Annotated in this window: 15 protein-coding genes, 1 tRNA gene and 2 pseudogenes; 11 read left to right on the plus strand and 7 right to left on the minus strand. The window is 70.9% G+C overall.

Going from position 1 to position 14,557, the window contains the following annotated elements:
- Positions 1-26: 26 nt before the first annotated feature.
- Entirely contained in the window at positions 27-704 is a 678-nt protein-coding gene (locus ABZ370_RS28455) for a hypothetical protein (RefSeq protein WP_358626204.1), read from the minus strand.
- A 47-nt stretch (positions 705-751) separates the two neighbouring features.
- Between ABZ370_RS28455 and ABZ370_RS28460 the strand changes: the two genes are divergently transcribed.
- The gene (locus ABZ370_RS28460; protein WP_079038522.1) at positions 752-940 is read left to right on the plus strand and encodes a DUF5703 family protein; all 189 of its coding nucleotides are present in this window, start codon (positions 752-754) and stop codon (positions 938-940) included.
- 106 nt (positions 941-1,046) lie between these two features.
- Here ABZ370_RS28460 and ABZ370_RS28465 read toward each other — a convergent pair whose 3' ends face one another.
- Complete coding sequence (locus tag ABZ370_RS28465; protein WP_358626206.1) at positions 1,047-1,952, minus strand: chaplin; 906 nt, start codon at positions 1,950-1,952, stop codon at positions 1,047-1,049.
- A gap of 335 nt (positions 1,953-2,287) precedes the next feature.
- Positions 2,288-3,628, minus strand: coding sequence for a M20/M25/M40 family metallo-hydrolase (locus ABZ370_RS28470; protein WP_358626208.1), 1,341 nt, complete (start codon positions 3,626-3,628; stop codon positions 2,288-2,290).
- Positions 3,629-3,873: 245 nt separating this feature from the next.
- Here ABZ370_RS28470 and ABZ370_RS28475 point away from each other — a divergent pair.
- Positions 3,874-3,958: transfer RNA gene (locus ABZ370_RS28475), tRNA-Leu, on the plus strand.
- A 199-nt stretch (positions 3,959-4,157) separates the two neighbouring features.
- On the opposite strand, the gene ABZ370_RS28480 is transcribed toward ABZ370_RS28475, so the two are convergent.
- On the minus strand, positions 4,158-4,316 hold the full coding sequence (locus tag ABZ370_RS28480; RefSeq protein WP_358626210.1) for a hypothetical protein: 159 nt from the start codon (positions 4,314-4,316) through the stop codon (positions 4,158-4,160).
- Positions 4,317-4,788: 472 nt separating this feature from the next.
- On the opposite strand from ABZ370_RS28480, the gene ABZ370_RS28485 reads away from it, so the two are divergent.
- From ABZ370_RS28485 to ABZ370_RS28495, 3 genes are all read left to right on the plus strand, one after another.
- On the plus strand, positions 4,789-5,328 hold the full coding sequence (locus ABZ370_RS28485) for a carbonic anhydrase (protein WP_358626212.1): 540 nt from the start codon (positions 4,789-4,791) through the stop codon (positions 5,326-5,328).
- 565 nt (positions 5,329-5,893) lie between these two features.
- Complete coding sequence (locus ABZ370_RS28490) at positions 5,894-6,124, plus strand: antitoxin (RefSeq protein ID WP_358626214.1); 231 nt, start codon at positions 5,894-5,896, stop codon at positions 6,122-6,124.
- Positions 6,121-6,540: a type II toxin-antitoxin system VapC family toxin gene (locus ABZ370_RS28495; protein WP_358626216.1), complete on the plus strand. Its 420-nt coding sequence runs from the start codon at positions 6,121-6,123 to the stop codon at positions 6,538-6,540. The genes ABZ370_RS28490 and ABZ370_RS28495 overlap by 4 nt, the downstream gene beginning before the upstream one ends.
- A gap of 97 nt (positions 6,541-6,637) precedes the next feature.
- Here ABZ370_RS28495 and ABZ370_RS28500 read toward each other — a convergent pair whose 3' ends face one another.
- On the minus strand, positions 6,638-7,468 hold the full coding sequence (locus tag ABZ370_RS28500) for a CDP-alcohol phosphatidyltransferase family protein (RefSeq protein ID WP_358626218.1): 831 nt from the start codon (positions 7,466-7,468) through the stop codon (positions 6,638-6,640).
- Between the two features lie 170 nt (positions 7,469-7,638).
- Here ABZ370_RS28500 and ABZ370_RS28505 point away from each other — a divergent pair, with 170 nt between their 5' ends.
- The 5 genes and pseudogenes from ABZ370_RS28505 to ABZ370_RS28525 form a co-directional block, all read left to right on the plus strand.
- On the plus strand, positions 7,639-8,610 hold the full coding sequence (locus tag ABZ370_RS28505; protein ID WP_358626220.1) for a zinc-binding alcohol dehydrogenase: 972 nt from the start codon (positions 7,639-7,641) through the stop codon (positions 8,608-8,610).
- A gap of 105 nt (positions 8,611-8,715) precedes the next feature.
- Positions 8,716-9,114, plus strand: a complete 399-nt coding sequence (locus ABZ370_RS28510; RefSeq protein WP_358626222.1) for a 6-carboxytetrahydropterin synthase — start codon at positions 8,716-8,718, stop codon at positions 9,112-9,114.
- Positions 9,115-9,197: 83 nt separating this feature from the next.
- A complete protein-coding gene (locus ABZ370_RS28515) occupies positions 9,198-10,268 on the plus strand; it encodes a glycosyltransferase family 4 protein (protein WP_358626427.1) in 1,071 nt (356 codons plus the stop codon).
- Positions 10,265-11,122 (plus strand): class I SAM-dependent methyltransferase, encoded by an 858-nt coding sequence (locus ABZ370_RS28520; RefSeq protein ID WP_358626224.1) that lies wholly within the window; start codon positions 10,265-10,267, stop codon positions 11,120-11,122. The genes ABZ370_RS28515 and ABZ370_RS28520 overlap by 4 nt, the downstream gene beginning before the upstream one ends.
- Positions 11,119-12,048: pseudogene (locus tag ABZ370_RS28525) on the plus strand (lysylphosphatidylglycerol synthase transmembrane domain-containing protein); the annotation flags it as partial. The gene ABZ370_RS28520 and the pseudogene ABZ370_RS28525, both read left to right, overlap by 4 nt.
- Positions 12,049-12,231: 183 nt before the next feature.
- Here the strand turns inward: ABZ370_RS28525 and ABZ370_RS28530 are convergent.
- Together ABZ370_RS28530 and ABZ370_RS28535 are read right to left on the minus strand one after the other, a co-directional pair.
- A pseudogene (locus tag ABZ370_RS28530) lies at positions 12,232-12,870 on the minus strand (RibD family protein); the annotation flags it as partial.
- Complete coding sequence (locus tag ABZ370_RS28535; protein WP_358626226.1) at positions 12,867-13,628, minus strand: creatininase family protein; 762 nt, start codon at positions 13,626-13,628, stop codon at positions 12,867-12,869. The pseudogene ABZ370_RS28530 and the gene ABZ370_RS28535, both read right to left, overlap by 4 nt.
- Positions 13,629-13,749: 121 nt before the next feature.
- Here ABZ370_RS28535 and ribA point away from each other — a divergent pair, with 121 nt between their 5' ends.
- Positions 13,750-14,427 carry a GTP cyclohydrolase II gene (gene ribA / locus ABZ370_RS28540; RefSeq protein WP_358626228.1) on the plus strand — a complete coding sequence of 226 codons (678 nt, stop codon included), beginning with the start codon at positions 13,750-13,752 and terminating at the stop codon, positions 14,425-14,427.
- Positions 14,428-14,557: the final 130 nt, after the last annotated feature.

Genomic DNA, 14,557 nt, shown 5'->3' on the forward strand with positions numbered 1-14,557 from the left:
TCCGGGGTGCGGCGGTGCTGCCGGGGTCAGCTCCCCGGGCCCAGCACCTCGAGATCGTCTTCCTCCTCGTCGTCCAGCTCCTCGTCGAAGACCGAGCTGACGTCGAAACGGCAGACGATCTGCTCCGGATCGGCCTGGTCGAACGGGGCGGACAGCCACTCGCCCGGTTCGGCAGGTTCCTCGACGGCCGAGACCCAGAGGGTCGAGTCGCCCTCCTCAAGGCCGAACTCCTTGTGCCGGGAGGCGATCTCGTCCGGCTCGAACTCGCCGAACACGACGCCGAGAGCGGCATGGACGCTCTCACCGGCACCGGCCGTCCCACCGCCCAGGCGGCCGTTCCCGGTGTCGATGTCCGGATCGAGGTCGACGATGCGCTGGGCCTGCGACAGCAGCCGCTGCGGTTCGACCACCGCGTAGTCCCGGCGGATCAGCACGCTGAGCGCACTGGGTTCGTCCGGCCCCGCGTAGGCGGGCAGGCTGTCATCGCCCGGGATCTCGAAGGGCGTCACTTCGTCGTAGGTGTCATAAAGCAGCTCATCGTAGACCTCGGCTGCCGCCGCCAGTTCGTTGAACGCGGCGTAGACGGTCGGGTCGCCTTCCCCCGACCGGCGTTCGACGGCGTCGAGGTGACGGTCCAGTGCGGCCTTCACCGCTTCAGCGGCGGCACGTACCTCGGCAGCGGATGGCTGCGCAGCATCAGACATAGTGCAGACGCTATCCGTACCAGGGCAGTTCCCGCACAATAGATGCGATGCCGGAATACGAATTCTGCGACGTGTATGTGCCACGCGGGGTGTCCCGCAACGCCGCTACCCGCCTGCTCACCGACCATGCCGAATACGGACACTGGGAGTTGGATCGGCTAAGACTCAACCCCGACGGCAGCCGAAGAGTGCGGCTGCGGCGTCGTATCATCCGCCAGCTCCGCGCCACCTGGTGACGCGCAGCGGGCCCCGCACGAAGCGGGGCCCGCTGCGATCGGACCGGATCAGACCAGGTCAGACGGTGTACGTGGCCTTTGCGCGGCCTTGCGGAAGCGGAACGGGTCAGCGCCGCGCGACGCGCGCCCGGCGGTAGAGCACCGTGCCCGCGAGCAGCATGCCCGCGGCGGCCGGAATGGCCAGTTCCATCGGTCCGGCACCGGTGTGGGCGAGCTGCTCGCTGCCCGTGAGGTGGGAACCGCCGAGGTTCGCGGCCGGGTCGACGGTGTGCGCACCGTTCTGGTGCTGCCCGTTCCCGTTGTTGCCGTCGTTCCCGTTGTGGCCAGGGGTGTCATCTCCCGGGTTGTTCGGCTGGCCGGGGTTGCCGGGGGTACCGGGCTGACCCGGGTTTCCGGGGTTACCCGGGGTGCCAGGGTTACCGGGGTTCCCAGGGTTGCCCGGGTTCCCGGGGTTACCCGGATTTCCGGGGTTCCCAGGGTTGCCCGGGTTCCCGGGGTTACCGGGATTGCCCGGGTTCCCCGGGTTGTTCGGTACGGCTTCGACCATGCCGCAGCCGCCCGCGCTGTTCCCTGTCGCGATCACCCCGATGCCGTTCCCGCACACGTTGACCGGAACGTGCACCGGGACCTGGACGTTGTTGCCGGAGCCGACCCCCGGAGAGGTCTGGCTGCTGCCCTGCGCGGAGGAGCCGGAGGAGCTCCCCGCCTGGGAGCCGCTGGACGCACTGCCCGAGCTGCCCGAGGTACCGGAGCTGCCCGATCCGCCGGTGCCCTGCTGCGTACCGCCGCCGCACCGGGCGTCGTTGAGGAACCCGAGGACGTTCACGGTGTTTCCGCACAGGTTCACCGGCACGTGCACCGGCACCTGGATGTTGTTGCCCGACACGACCCCGGGCGAGTGCCCGGCGCTGCCGTTCGCCCCCGAATCCGCGTGTGCGTAGCCCCCGGTCACGGCCAGAACGCCGCTCGCCGCCGCTACGGTGATCAGGCCCTTTTTCGCAACCTGTCGCATAACTTTTCGCTCCCCTGCCGGTGGCCCGGCCGGAACCCGTGCGGGCGGTGTTCGCCCGAACCCCCATGCCCGGACGGCCCCGGAGTGCGTGGCGCACACTCCGGGCCCGCCGGGATCACGTTCCGGTGGACCGTGACTCGACGTCACGTGATCGATGCGGTAGTCGCCGAAGGCCGGGGTTCATCATCCCGCCCCCTCTTCGGCATCGCGGCCCGTTCACGAGCCGCACACCCCATGTAACGAGGAAGGAGCAATCAAGCTATCAAGCTACGACACCATTCACCCTTTTGTGATGCATTCAGTATGTGTGAACGATTAGGCCATCCAGGGTGTGCTCAGCACCCGTCGAGGAACCGGTCCAGGACCCGTACGCCGAACTTCAGCCCGTCCACCGGAACCCGCTCGTCCACGCCGTGGAACATCCCGGCGAAGTCCAGCTCCGGGGGCAGCTTCAGCGGCGCGAAGCCGAAGCAGCGGATGCCGAGGTCGTCGAAGGACTTGGCGTCCGTGCCGCCGGACAGGCAGTACGGCACGGCGCGCGCGATCGGGTCCTCGGCCTTGAGCGCCGTCTGCATGGCCTCGACCAGCGACCCGTCGAAGGTCGTCTCCAGTGCCTTGTCCGCGTGCACGTCCTCGCGCTTGACCCGCGGGCCGAGGATGCGGTCGAGGTCGGCCAGGAACTCGTCCTCCAGGCCCGGCAGGAAACGGCCGTCCACGTGGGCCGTCGCCTGCCCGGGGATGACGTTGACCTTGTAACCGGCGCCGAGCATGGTCGGCGCGGCGGTGTTCTGCAGCGTCGCCCCGATGAGTTTCGCGATCCCGCCGAGCTTGGCCAGCGTCTCGTCCATGTTCTCCGGGTCGAGAGGGGTGCCGAGCGCGTCGGACAGCTCGTCCAGGAAGGACCGTACGGTCTTGGTCACCCGGATCGGGAACTTGTGCCGCCCGAGCCGCCCGACCGCCTCCGACAGCTCGGTGATGGCGTTGTCGTTGTTGGTCATCGAGCCGTGGCCCGCGGTGCCGTCCACCGTGAGCCGCATCCAGTGCATGCCCTTCTGGGCGGTCTCGATCAGGTACAGCCGCAGGTCCTCGTTGACCGTGAAGGAGAAGCCGCCGACCTCGCCGATCGCCTCCGTCACGCCCTCGAACAGCTCCGGGTGATGGTTGACCAGGTGCCGCGCCCCGAAGACGCCACCCGCCTCCTCGTCGGCGAGGAAGGCGAGCACGATGTCGCGCGGGGGCTTGCGGCCGGTGCGCAGCCGCTCCCGTACGACGGCGAGCGTCATGGCGTCCATGTCCTTCATGTCCACCGCGCCCCGGCCCCAGACGCAGTCGTCGACGATCTCGCCGGAGAAGGGGTGGTGGGTCCAGTCCTCGGCGTTGGCCGGTACGACGTCGGTGTGGCCGTGGATGAGCAGCGCGGGCCGGGACGGGTCCTCGCCCTCGATACGGGCCACCGTCGAGGCCCGGCCCTTGGCGGACTCGACGATCAGCGGTTCGAGCCCCACCTCGGCGAGCTTTTCGGCGACGTACTCGGCGGCGGCCCGCTCCCCGGGCCCGGAGTGGTCGGGGCCGTAGTTACTGGTGTCGATCCGGATCAGATCACGGCACAGATCGACGACCTCGTCCTCGCCCCTGACCGTTCCGGCTTTCGTCCCGCCCGCTTGCGACTCACTCACGCTGCCTCCTCATCGTTCCCGCCCCCAGGCCGGGTCCACCCGGACCGGCCCGCCACGGGGCTCCTCCGCCATCCTCCACCCCCCGACGCCGCAGCCCAAGGCCGCAATATGGCTGTCATTCCCCATACACACTCTCCGCCCCTCGCCCCCGCTCCCCGCCTCCGACCTCGGGTGATCGAGCACGCCCGGATGTTTGCTATGGTTTTCCACGTCGGAACGGCCACGGGCCGAACGGCAGACACCTGGTCCGGGTGGCGGAATGGCAGACGCGCTAGCTTGAGGTGCTAGTGCCCTTTATCGGGCGTGGGGGTTCAAGTCCCCCCTCGGACACGTATTGATAGCCCACAGGCTTCGCGAGAGTGCTGGTCGAGTCTCATCTCGGCCAGCACTTTGTGTTTCCCGGAATCGTACGTGAGCCGCACTCCGAGCTGCCGGTAGATGTCGGCCTTGCCCTCGGGCTCGGCTTGCCGCAGAACAGCGGCCAGGTCCGTGATCGAGCCCATGAGCCGGTCGATCTCGTCGCGGGATATCAGGCCTCGCCGCCCTTCGAAGACGCGCAGAACTTGGCTTCGGCCCTGGCCCGGCGGGCTTGGGTTTCGGTGATCCCCTGGGTGGCGACGGCGGGGGCGCCGACCTGCGGAGGGAAGACCCCCGACTGCGGCCGCAGCAGCCACAGCGACCAGGACACGGCGAGTGCGCACGAAAGGACCTCCAGCGACGACTACGGGGCGGCGTGCCGACCTTGCCGCTGACCTGCCCAGTCCGCCTCGAAGCCCAGTTGAGGACCGATGGATTTGACGGGCGCTCGATCCCACCGGCGACCAGCCTTCGGTGCCGTGTTCTGGTTACCGCCCCACACAGGCGTCCGCGTTCGCCACCGCGACCAGGTCATGCTCCGCTGCCAAGGACATCGCCGAAGCGACCGGCGATCAGGACCTGCATGTCGCCCGCTTCGACCTCGTCGACGCCACCGCTGACGGTGGAGGCAGTCCGACGGAACGGGAGCGTCGAGTGCGCTCCGGACAATGCGGCTGCGGCAGCGCACGCGGATCTGGACGGAGAGCGGGGGTGTGGTCCGCGGCACCGTGTCATGCTGGAGGTGGAGGGGAAACGGGGTGCTCGCCCTCCGCCAAGGTTTCTTGATCTTGAAGGGACCAGCCATGCCGAACATCACCCCGTACCTGGAGCGCAACCGCGCTTTCGCGGCCTCCGGCGCCCAGGCCGACGTTCCCGAGATTCCCTTCGTCCCGTTCGGACAGCTGTACCTGATCACCTGCATCGACCCGCGCGTGGAGCCCGCGGCCATCATCGGCGTCCGGCTCGGGGAAGCGATCGTCGCGCGCAACGTCGGCGGCCGTGTGACCCCCGCGGTCATCAAGGACCTCGCCTGGATAGTGCACCTGCACGAGAACAAGACCCCCGACGCGGACTGGTTCGAGATCGCCGTCATCCACCACACCGACTGCGGCTCGGGACTGCTCGCCGACGACGATCTGCGCGCCGGCTACGCCGCACGCGGCGGCTGGGACGAGCAGACCTCCTTGAAAATGGCCGTCCTGGAGCCGTCCAAAACGGTCCAGGAAGACGTCGCCAAGCTGTGCTCGGCGCCCGAGCTCGCGCCGGGCATCGGCAACATCGCAGTCGGCGGCTACGCCTACGATCTCGCCACGGGGAAGGTCACCACGGTCGTCCGTGAGTGATCGCGGACGCTCAGCGGGTCGGCCCAGCAGATCGACACCGACGTGGCCGAGGTCCGGTGCACCGCACAGCGCCACCACCGCGGCCCACCCTTGCGGAACTTTCGGCTTCGTTGCTCTCCGCGGTCCGGATGTACCTGGACGAGCCAGAGCGTATTGATGCCATGGTGACCTGGACCGACATCGAGTGGCCGGTGGTGAGCACCCGGATTCCGGTCGTCGGCAGCGGCGTCACGCACCCGCACGCCACGCTTCGCGCCTGCGCGGCTGAGACCGGTCACCGAGGAAGGGCGTCGTCAGTTCAGTCGATCGCCATATCCACATGGAAGAGTGTGCGTTGAGGCATCGAGCACAAGCCCTTATCGGTTCAGCGACGTTTACTCAGCGAGGGAAGTCCGCTGGGTATGGCGCGGACGCTGGCGTCTGGTCCGTAAATCGGTGTAGCCCGGGGTGTTGCCTGCGGGACGAAGACTCCGCTCGCCGCACGTCTTCCATTCGCCGAAACTCATTCGGCAAACTTCCCAGCGAGTCGCCTGCATTTTGCCTGCAATGCTGCTAAAATGCAGGCATGACTGCTCTGACCATTCGCGATGTCCCTGATGACGCCCTTGCCACGCTGAAGGTCCGCGCCTCGAAGGCGGGCAAGTCGCTCCAGGCCTACGCGCTCGACGTCCTCGTCGGCGAAGCCGCCAGGCCCACGCTCACCGAGGCCGCCGCCCGCGCGGAAGCCGAGGCCGGGGCGAGCTTGAGTACGTCGGACGTGCTGGCCGCGATCGACGACGCGAGGGCGGGCCGTTGATCGTCGTCGACTGCTCGGCGCTCGTCTTCTTCCTGAGCGACGAGGGCCCCACCGGGCACCGTGTACGTGAGCGTGTCGCCAAGGAGGACCGTCTCGCCGCACCGCACTTGATCGATTACGAGATCATGTCCGCCTTGCTCGGCCTGGCACGCGGTCGGCGCGGCGGCGAGCCCAAGTTGAGCGAGAAGCAGCTCCGCAAGGCTGTGGCCACGTACCGCGATCTGGCGATCGACCGGCATGAGACGTTGATTCTCTGGGAGCGCGTCAAGGGCTTGTCGAGCAACCTCTCCGCCTACGACGCGCAGTACGTCGCCCTGGCCGAGAGTCTGGGTCTGCCGTTGATCACCAGCGACGCCAGGATCGACAAGAGCGGCGTCGCGCGCTGCGAGATCGAGACGTTCGAGACCTCTGCCTGAAGCAGCCACCGCGTGGCTTCCCCTCCTCGCGGAAGTGCTTCGCGGCTGTGTCGGGGCGTCGGCCCCCGCCCGCAGTTCCCGAGGGCCTTTCACGCGGTCATGCGCTGCGGGCCGGGAGTGCGGCGTCGTCCGGAGTGACGCGGGGGACCGGGCGTGTGAGGTGGGTGACGCGGGGGATGGGGCGGGTGGGGGGCGTCCGTCGTTCGGTGCGGGTGGCCTTGGCCTGGTTCCACAGCCATCCGATGTCCCGGGCGAAGGACCAGACCAGCGAGGTCAGGGCCAGGATGACGACCGCGAGGTTCGCGGGGGGCGGGAGGAGGCCGGTGGCTGCTGCGAGGAGGGCGACGCCCTGGAGGGCGGCCACCGTCTTGCGGGCCATGCTGTGCGGCAGGGCCGCGTTCATCCAGGGCAGGAAGCGGGCGGCGGCGACGAAGGCGTAGCGCATGCCGCCGATCAGCAGCACCCAGGGGCCCAGCGCGGTGGCGACGTAGACGCTGAGCACCAGGATGAGGATGGCGTCGACCTCCATGTCGAACCGGGCGCCGAGCGCCGAGGAGGTTCCGGTGCGGCGGGCCACCTGGCCGTCGACCGCGTCGAGGATCAGGGCCACCGCGGTGAGCGCGGTGAGGACCGCGGCCCGGGGCGGGCTCGTGAAGGAGTCGGCGACCAGTGCGGTCACGCCCCCGACGAGGGTGGCCCGGGCCAGGGTGACGCGGTTGGCGGGCCCGAAGGAGGACAGCCAGGAGCGGGAGACGGCGCGGGTCAGCACGGCCCAGGTGACGGCCGCGAAGGCGAGGCCGGTGAGCCAGCCCGCGGGCCCCAGGTCGAGCGAGGCACCCAGAAGCGTGAGCAGGAGGACCTGTACGCCCGCTCCCGCCGCGGTCTCCTGCCGCAACAGCCTCGCGTTGTCAGTGTGGTTCAGGGCCACCGGGCACCCCTCCGGCTGTGTGACAGTGTCGATTGGCGCCGCGTAGCGTGTGCGCGGCTTGATGATGTCCCGTACGTGGCGCGTCTCCCGTTTGTTCAGCGCCATGCGCGGCCCGTTGTTTCCGCTTGTCCCCGCGCGGAGTTTCCGCTCGATTCCTCAGGAGGACGCAGATGGAGCGCGTCGCCCGTGCTTTCTGGCTCAACTCCCCCGGTCACGGCGGGATACGGGATGTGGTGCTGCCCGAGCCCGCCGAGGGTGAGGTGGTGGTGCGCGCGCTGTGCTCCGGTGTGAGCCGTGGCACGGAGGCGCTGGTGTTCCGGGGCGGGGTGCCGGAGAGCCAGTACGGCGCGATGCGGGCGCCGTTCCAGGAGGGTGATTTTCCCGGGCCGGTGAAGTACGGCTACCTCAATGTGGGGGTGGTCGAGGAGGGGCCGCGGGAGCTGGTGGGCCGCACCGTCTTCTGTCTGTTCCCGCATCAGACGCGGTACGTGGTCCCGGCCGGCGCGGTGACGCCCCTGCCGGAGGGCGTGCCCGCCGAGCGGGCGGTGCTGGCCGGGACGGTGGAGACCGCGGTGAACGCCCTGTGGGACGCGGCGCCGCTGCTCGGCGACCGGATCGCGGTGGTCGGGGCGGGGATGGTCGGGGCGTCGGTGGCCGCGCTGCTGGCCCGCTATCCGGCCGTACGGGTCCAGCTGGTGGACGCCGACCCGGCGCGCGCCGAGGTCGCCAAGGCGCTCGGTGTCGACTTCGCGCTCCCCCAGGACGCGGAGGGCGACCGTGATCTCGTGGTGCACGCGAGTGCGAGCGAGGCCGGGCTCACGCGTTCGCTGGAACTCCTCGCTCCGGAGGGCACGGTCATCGAGCTGAGCTGGTACGGCGACCGCCGGATCAGCGTGCCGCTCGGCGAGGCGTTCCACTCCCGGCGGCTGACCGTGCGCGCCAGTCAGGTGGGGACGGTGTCCCCGGCCCGGGGCGGCCGCCGCGGCTACGCGGACCGGATGGCGCTCGCGCTGGAGCTGCTCGCCGATCCCGCGCTGGACGCGCTGGTCACCGGGGAATGCGCGTTCGAGGAACTACCGGATGTGATGGCCCGGATCACCGCCGGTGAGCTGCCGGGGCTCTGCCACCGGGTGCGTTACTGAACGGTGTCCTGGTCGCCGACCGAACTAGGCTGAGCTGGGGCTGAACACGGGGAAGGCATCGGCCGTACTAGAAGCCGAGATGTGCCGCCGGACCGGGAGGGCCCGTTGTTCACCATCACCGTCCGCGATCACCTGATGGTCGCCCACAGTTTCAGCGGAGAGGTCTTCGGACCCGCACAGCGTCTGCACGGAGCCACGTTTCTGGTGGACGCCACCTTCCGCCGCGCCACGCTGGACGACGACAACATCGTCGTCGACATCGGACTGGCCACCCAGGAACTGGGCGCGGTGGTCGGCGACCTCAACTACCGGAACCTCGATGACGAGCCCGCGTTCAAGGGGATCAACACCTCCACCGAGTTCCTGGCCAAGGTCATCGCCGACCGGCTCGCGGAGCGGGTGCACGCCGGGGCGCTCGGCGAGGGCGCGCGCGGCCTGTCCGGGCTCCAGGTCACCCTGCACGAATCGCATGTGGCCTGGGCGAGTTACGAGCGTGACCTGTGACCGCGCACGTGGAGAGCCCGGGGAGCCTGCTCGGCCTCGGCGGCGGTGCCGTCCCACCGCCGGCGCGCGAAGTGCACGTCGTCATGCCCGGCGGGGTGGACGATCCGGCCTCGCCGAGCGGCGGCAATACGTACGACCGGCGGATCTGCCGGGAGCTGCCCGGCATCGGCTGGGACGTCCGCGAGCACACGATCGCGGGCAGCTGGCCGCAGCCCGGGCCCGCGGCGCGCGCGGAACTGTCCCGGCTGCTGGCGGACTTGCCGGACGGCGGCATCGTCCTCCTCGACGGCCTCGTCGCCTGCGCCGTCCCCTACCTGGTCGTTCCCGAGGCGGAACGGCTGCGGACCGCGGTGCTGGTGCATCTGCCGCTGGGTGAGGAGACCGGGCTGGCGCCCGGCCGGGCGGCGGACCTGGACGCGCTGGAGCGCAAGACGCTGGGCGCGATGCCCGCGGTCGTGGCCACCAGCGGCTGGGCGGCCCGTCGGCTCGTGGCGCACCACGGGCTCGCCCCGGGCCGGGTCCATGTGGCCGCGCCCGGTGCCGATGTGGCGCCGCAGGCGTCCGGCACGGACGAGGGCACGCGGCTGCTGTGCGTCGCCTCGGTGACCCCGCGCAAGGGCCAGCACCGGCTGGTGGAGGCGCTGGCGGAGGTCACCGATGTGCCGTGGACGCTGGAGTGCGTCGGCGGTCTCGACCAGGACCCCGGCTATGTGGAACGGCTCCGCGAGCTGATCGCGGAGTGCGGGCTCGGCGACCGGGTGCGGCTCACCGGCCCGCGCGGCGGCGCGGAGCTGGAGGCGAGCTTCGCCGGTGCCGATCTGCTGGTGCTCGCCTCGTACGCCGAGACCTACGGAATGGTGGTGACCGAGGCGCTGGCGCACGGCGTTCCGGTGCTGGCCACCGCCGTGGGCGGGATTCCGGAGGCGCTCGGGTACGCGCCCGAGGGCAGTGTGCCGGGCCTGCTCGTCACCCCGGACGACCCGGACGCGCTCAGGGCGGCGCTGCGCCGCTGGCTGGGCGACCCCGATGTACGCCGCCGGCTGATCACGGCCGCCCGCGGCCGGCGCACCGCGCTGGACGGCTGGCAGACGACCGTCCGGGATCTGTCCGGTGCGCTGGAACGACTTCGCCGCGAACCCCGGAGGGCCGCGTGACCACCACCGATACGCCTCACTACGCACCCGAGTGGCTGGAGTTGCGCGAAGGCGCGGACGCCGCCGCCCGCGCGCCCGAACTGCTGGTGCCGCTGCGCGACCGGCTCGCCGAGGCGGCCGAGGGCACCGCGCGGGTGATCCATGACCTGGGCTGCGGCACCGGTTCGCTGGGCCGGTGGCTGGCGCCCCGGCTGGAGGGCCCGCAGGAGTGGGTGCTGCACGACCACGATCCCGCGCTGCTGGAGCTGGCCGCCGAGCGGGCGCCGCGTACGGCCGCCGACGGCGGTCCGGTCACGGTGCGCACGCACCGCGGTGACCTGGGCTCGCTGACCGCGGACGATCTGGCCGGTGCCGCGCTGGTGACGGCCTCCGCACTGCTGGACGTGCTCACCGCCGAGGAGGTGGAAGGGCTCGCCGCGGCCTGCGCCGGGGCGGGTTGTCCGGTGCTGCTGGCGCTGTCGGTGGCGGGCCGGGTCGAACTGACGCCGGGGGACCCGCTGGACGAGGAGATCGCGGAGGCGTTCAACGACCATCAGCGCCGCTCCGGGATGCTCGGGCCGGACGCGGTCGCGGTGGCCTCCGAGGCCTTCGCCCGGCACGGTGCGACGGTACGGACGCACGCGAGCCCCTGGCTGCTGGGCGCCGGGGAGTCGGCGCTGGCGGCGGAGTGGCTGCGGGGCTGGGTGGGCGCGGCCGTGGAACACCGGCCGGAGCTGGCGCCACGCGCCGAGACGTATCTGCGGCGGCGGCTGGCGGAGGCCGCGGCGGGCGGGCTGCGGGTGGTGGTGCACCATGACGACCTGCTCGCCCTGCCGCGTCCGGTGCACCCCGGACCGACGGACGGACTGTCATGAGCGCGACGATCCGGGCCCGGCTCGGCACCCTCGCCGGAGCGGCCATCATCGCGGTGCTGCTGTGGCAGATGGGCACCGGCGCCTTCCTGGCGGGCTTGCGCCGCATCGACGGTCTCACCCTGCTGGCCGCCCTCGGGCTCGGCCTGCTGACCACCGTGTTCAGCGCCTGGCGCTGGTGCGTGGTGGCTCGGGCGCTGCGCATCCGGCTGCCCCTGGTCCAGGCCGTCGGCGACTACTACCGCTCCCAGTTCCTCAACGCGGCGCTGCCCGGCGGTGTCCTCGGCGATGTGCACCGCGCGGTACGGCACGGGCGGACCGAGGGCGATGTCGCCCGCGGCGTGCGCGCCGTGGTGCTGGAGCGGACCGCGGGTCAGGTGGTGCTGGTGATGGTCGGCGTGGCGATTCTGCTCGCCCGGCCTTCGTTCGCCCTCTCCGAGGCCGGGCGGGTGCTCCACGCCGTGGCCACGACGCCCGGCGCCGCGGCCGCGCTGCTCGCGGTGTGCGGGCTCGGGGCCGTGGCCGTCGTACGGCTGCGCCGCAGGCCCGGCACCTCGCGGGGGCGCCGGGCGCTGCGCGCCGCGCTCACCGAGGCGCGGCTCGGGCTGCTGGCCCGCGCGAGCTGGCCGGGGGTCGTGATCTCTTCCGCGGTGGTGCTGGCGGGCTATCTCGGGATGTTCCTGCTGGCCGCGCGGGCAGCGGGATCAACCGCTCCGGCGGCCGAGCTGGTGCCCATCATGGTGCTGGCCCTGCTCGCCATGGCGCTGCCGCTGAACGTCGGCGGCTGGGGTCCCCGCGAGGGCGTCACCGCGTGGGCCTTCGGCACCGCGGGCCTGGGCGCCGCCCAGGGACTGACGGTCGCCGTCGTCTACGGGGTGCTCACCTTCGCCGCGAGCCTGCCCGGTCTGGGTGTGCTGGTCGGGCAGTGGGCCGTCGGGCTGCGGCGTTCCCAGGTCGAGCTCGAAGAGGGTGTCCTCGCCGAGGCGGGCCCGGCGGGTCCGGGGCCGCAGGGCGTCGCGCATGACGGAGGTGCCGTCGAAGCGCAGCCCGGGGATGCCGTCGCCGAGCAGAACCGGTGCCACGGTGACGTACAGCCGGTGCAGCGCGCCGTCGTGCAGAAAGCGCGACACCGTGACGCCGCCGCCCTCGATCAGCACCCGGCCGAGCCCCCGCGCCGCAAGCGCCTCCATCAGGCGCTGCGGCGCGAACGCGGCACGGTCCGGCAGGGTCAGTACGTCAACTCCGTCCGGCGCCGTCCGCCCGTCGCCGGAGTCCGCCCCCACCACCCACAGGGTCGGCGCTGAGCCGTCGGTGAAGACCCGGCGATGCGGAGGTACCCGGCCGTGGGGATCGAGAACGACGCGCACCGGATGCGGTCCGGAGCAGGCGCGCACGGTGAGCTGGGGGTCGTCCGCGACGGCGGTCCCGGCCCCGACCACCACGGCGTCGGTGAGGGCGCGCAGCCGGTGCAGATGGCACCGGTCCTCCTCGCCGGTGACGTAGTCGGCGTCGCCCGTGCGGGTCGCGATGAACCCGTCGAGGCTCTGGCCGAGCTGGGCGATCGTCAGCCGCGGCCCGGCCAGGCAGAGCGGCAGATAGCACTCGGCGAGTTCGTCCGCGTCCGGGGTGGCGTCCTGCCGCCAGCGCACCGCGCCGTCCGCGCCGCGCACCAGCCCGGCGGTCCGGGCCTCGGCCACGGTCCGTATGGAGCGCAGCCGCTCCCAGGCCTGTGCCGTGTCCAGGGTCGTCATCGCGTCTCCGTTTCCTGCCGCTCGCCGACCACAGAAAGGTACTCGGCGAAGGATTCGGTGAGTGCGGCGAGAAGTTCCTTTCCCTTCCCGGCAGACGCCAGGGAAGGACGGCCTATGACACCGGACTCGGTGTACTCGGCCATACCGAGGGTCAGCAGATGCTTCCGGTCGTCGGCGAGACAATCGGAGGTTTCATAACCGGGACGGACGAGTTCGGGATGGGCGTGCAACAGGATGGAGGTCTCCACTTCTCCCGCGTGCATATCGCTGTACGACGGGGTCAGGACACCGGCCCTGGTGCGGGCGGTGTCCCAGTCGGCCGAGCCCGGGAAAAGCGCCATGCGGGTACCGGTGCCGGCGGATTCCTGAACAATGTTGCGCAGGACGTAATTTCCGCCGTGCCCGTTCACCAGAATCAGCGAGCCGATACCGGAGCGGCGCAGCGATCCGGCGATGTCGCGTACCACGGCGTTCAGGGTCGCGGCGGATATGGAGACGGTCCCCGGCCAGTCCGCGTGCTCGTGCGAGCACGAGACGGTGACGGGCGGGAGGAGTTGGACCGGATACGCCGCGGCGATCTCCCGGGCGATGGTGCAGGCGATGACCGTGTCCGTCACCAGCGGGAGGTATGCGCCGTGTTGCTCGAAGCTGCCGATGGGCAGGACGGCGACACCGGCCCGCCGGTCCCGCACCTCCTCCGTGGTCGTCGGCGGCAGGAGCCCCGAGGCCCACTGGTCCGGCGTTTCCGAATCGCTCATGTTCTTCGGGCCTTTCGTTCTTCGTGCTGCGTTCTTCGTGCTCTGGGTGCGCGGCCAATCATCCGGCCGACTTTGCCATTTTCCCCTACGCCACCCGGCGTTTACCAGATAGGGTTGCAACATGACAGCAAGTGATAGCGTGTTGGTCGACAGTGCACGTCGATCGGATGTCGAACGAGTGGTGAATCTCCGGCTGTCCACCGTGCACGGCGAGTTTCTCGCTTTCGGCTACCAGGACCATAATCGCGGAGACGAACAGATCGCGCTGGTATACGGCGATGTCAAGGGCGAGGACGCACTGACGCGCGTGCATTCCGAGTGCCTGACCGGAGACGCCTTCGGCTCCCGGCACTGCGAATGCGGCGACCAACTGTCCGCGGCGCTGCGCGCCATCGTGAGCGAGGGGCGGGGCATCCTCGTCTACCTCCGCGGCCACGAGGGCCGGGGTATCGGCCTGCTGGCCAAGCTCCAGGCGATGCAGCTGCAGGCGGAAGGGCTCGACACGGTCGAGGCCAACCTCGCCCTCGGCCTCCCGGACGACGCCCGCGACTACCAGGTGGCGGCGGAGATGCTGCACGACCTCGGGGTGCGCTCCATACGGCTGCTCTCCAACAACCCGCGCAAGCGGGAGGCGCTGCTGCGTTACGGCATCAAGATCAGCGAGCAGGTTCCGCTGCTGATCCAGCCGTGCGAGGAGAACCTGCCCTACCTGCTGACCAAGCGGGAGCGGATGGACCACTACCTGCCGCATCTGGACGGTGTGCTGTCCTCCGTCGACGGCGGCGCGAAGCGGTCCTGAACAGCGCGCGGAACCGGTGGCGCCGACGGCGCGGCGGTGCGGACGGCTGAGCCCGCCGCGCCGTCGGCGATCTCTGTGCACCCCGCCGAGAACAGGCGAGAACAGGCGATCAGTGCACATGTGTCCGATG

It is taken from the genome of Streptomyces sp. NPDC005962 (assembly GCF_040629205.1).
In the GTDB taxonomy this organism is placed as follows: Bacteria; Actinomycetota; Actinomycetes; order Streptomycetales; family Streptomycetaceae; genus Streptomyces.

Excerpts from the sequence above, each read along its gene's own strand:
- ABZ370_RS28455 (WP_358626204.1), bottom strand. The coding sequence starts at position 704 with ATGTCTGATGCTGCGCAGCCATCCGCTGCCGAGGTACGTGCCGCCGCT.
- ABZ370_RS28460 (WP_079038522.1), top strand. The coding sequence starts at position 752 with ATGCCGGAATACGAATTCTGCGACGTGTATGTGCCACGCGGGGTGTCC.
- ABZ370_RS28465 (WP_358626206.1), bottom strand. The coding sequence starts at position 1,952 with ATGCGACAGGTTGCGAAAAAGGGCCTGATCACCGTAGCGGCGGCGAGC.
- ABZ370_RS28485 (WP_358626212.1), top strand. The coding sequence starts at position 4,789 with ATGCCGAACATCACCCCGTACCTGGAGCGCAACCGCGCTTTCGCGGCC.
- ABZ370_RS28490 (WP_358626214.1), top strand. The coding sequence starts at position 5,894 with ATGACTGCTCTGACCATTCGCGATGTCCCTGATGACGCCCTTGCCACG.
- ABZ370_RS28505 (WP_358626220.1), top strand. The coding sequence starts at position 7,639 with ATGGAGCGCGTCGCCCGTGCTTTCTGGCTCAACTCCCCCGGTCACGGC.
- ABZ370_RS28515 (WP_358626427.1), top strand. The coding sequence starts at position 9,198 with ATGCCCGGCGGGGTGGACGATCCGGCCTCGCCGAGCGGCGGCAATACG.
- ABZ370_RS28535 (WP_358626226.1), bottom strand. The coding sequence starts at position 13,628 with ATGAGCGATTCGGAAACGCCGGACCAGTGGGCCTCGGGGCTCCTGCCG.
- ribA (WP_358626228.1), top strand. The coding sequence starts at position 13,750 with ATGACAGCAAGTGATAGCGTGTTGGTCGACAGTGCACGTCGATCGGAT.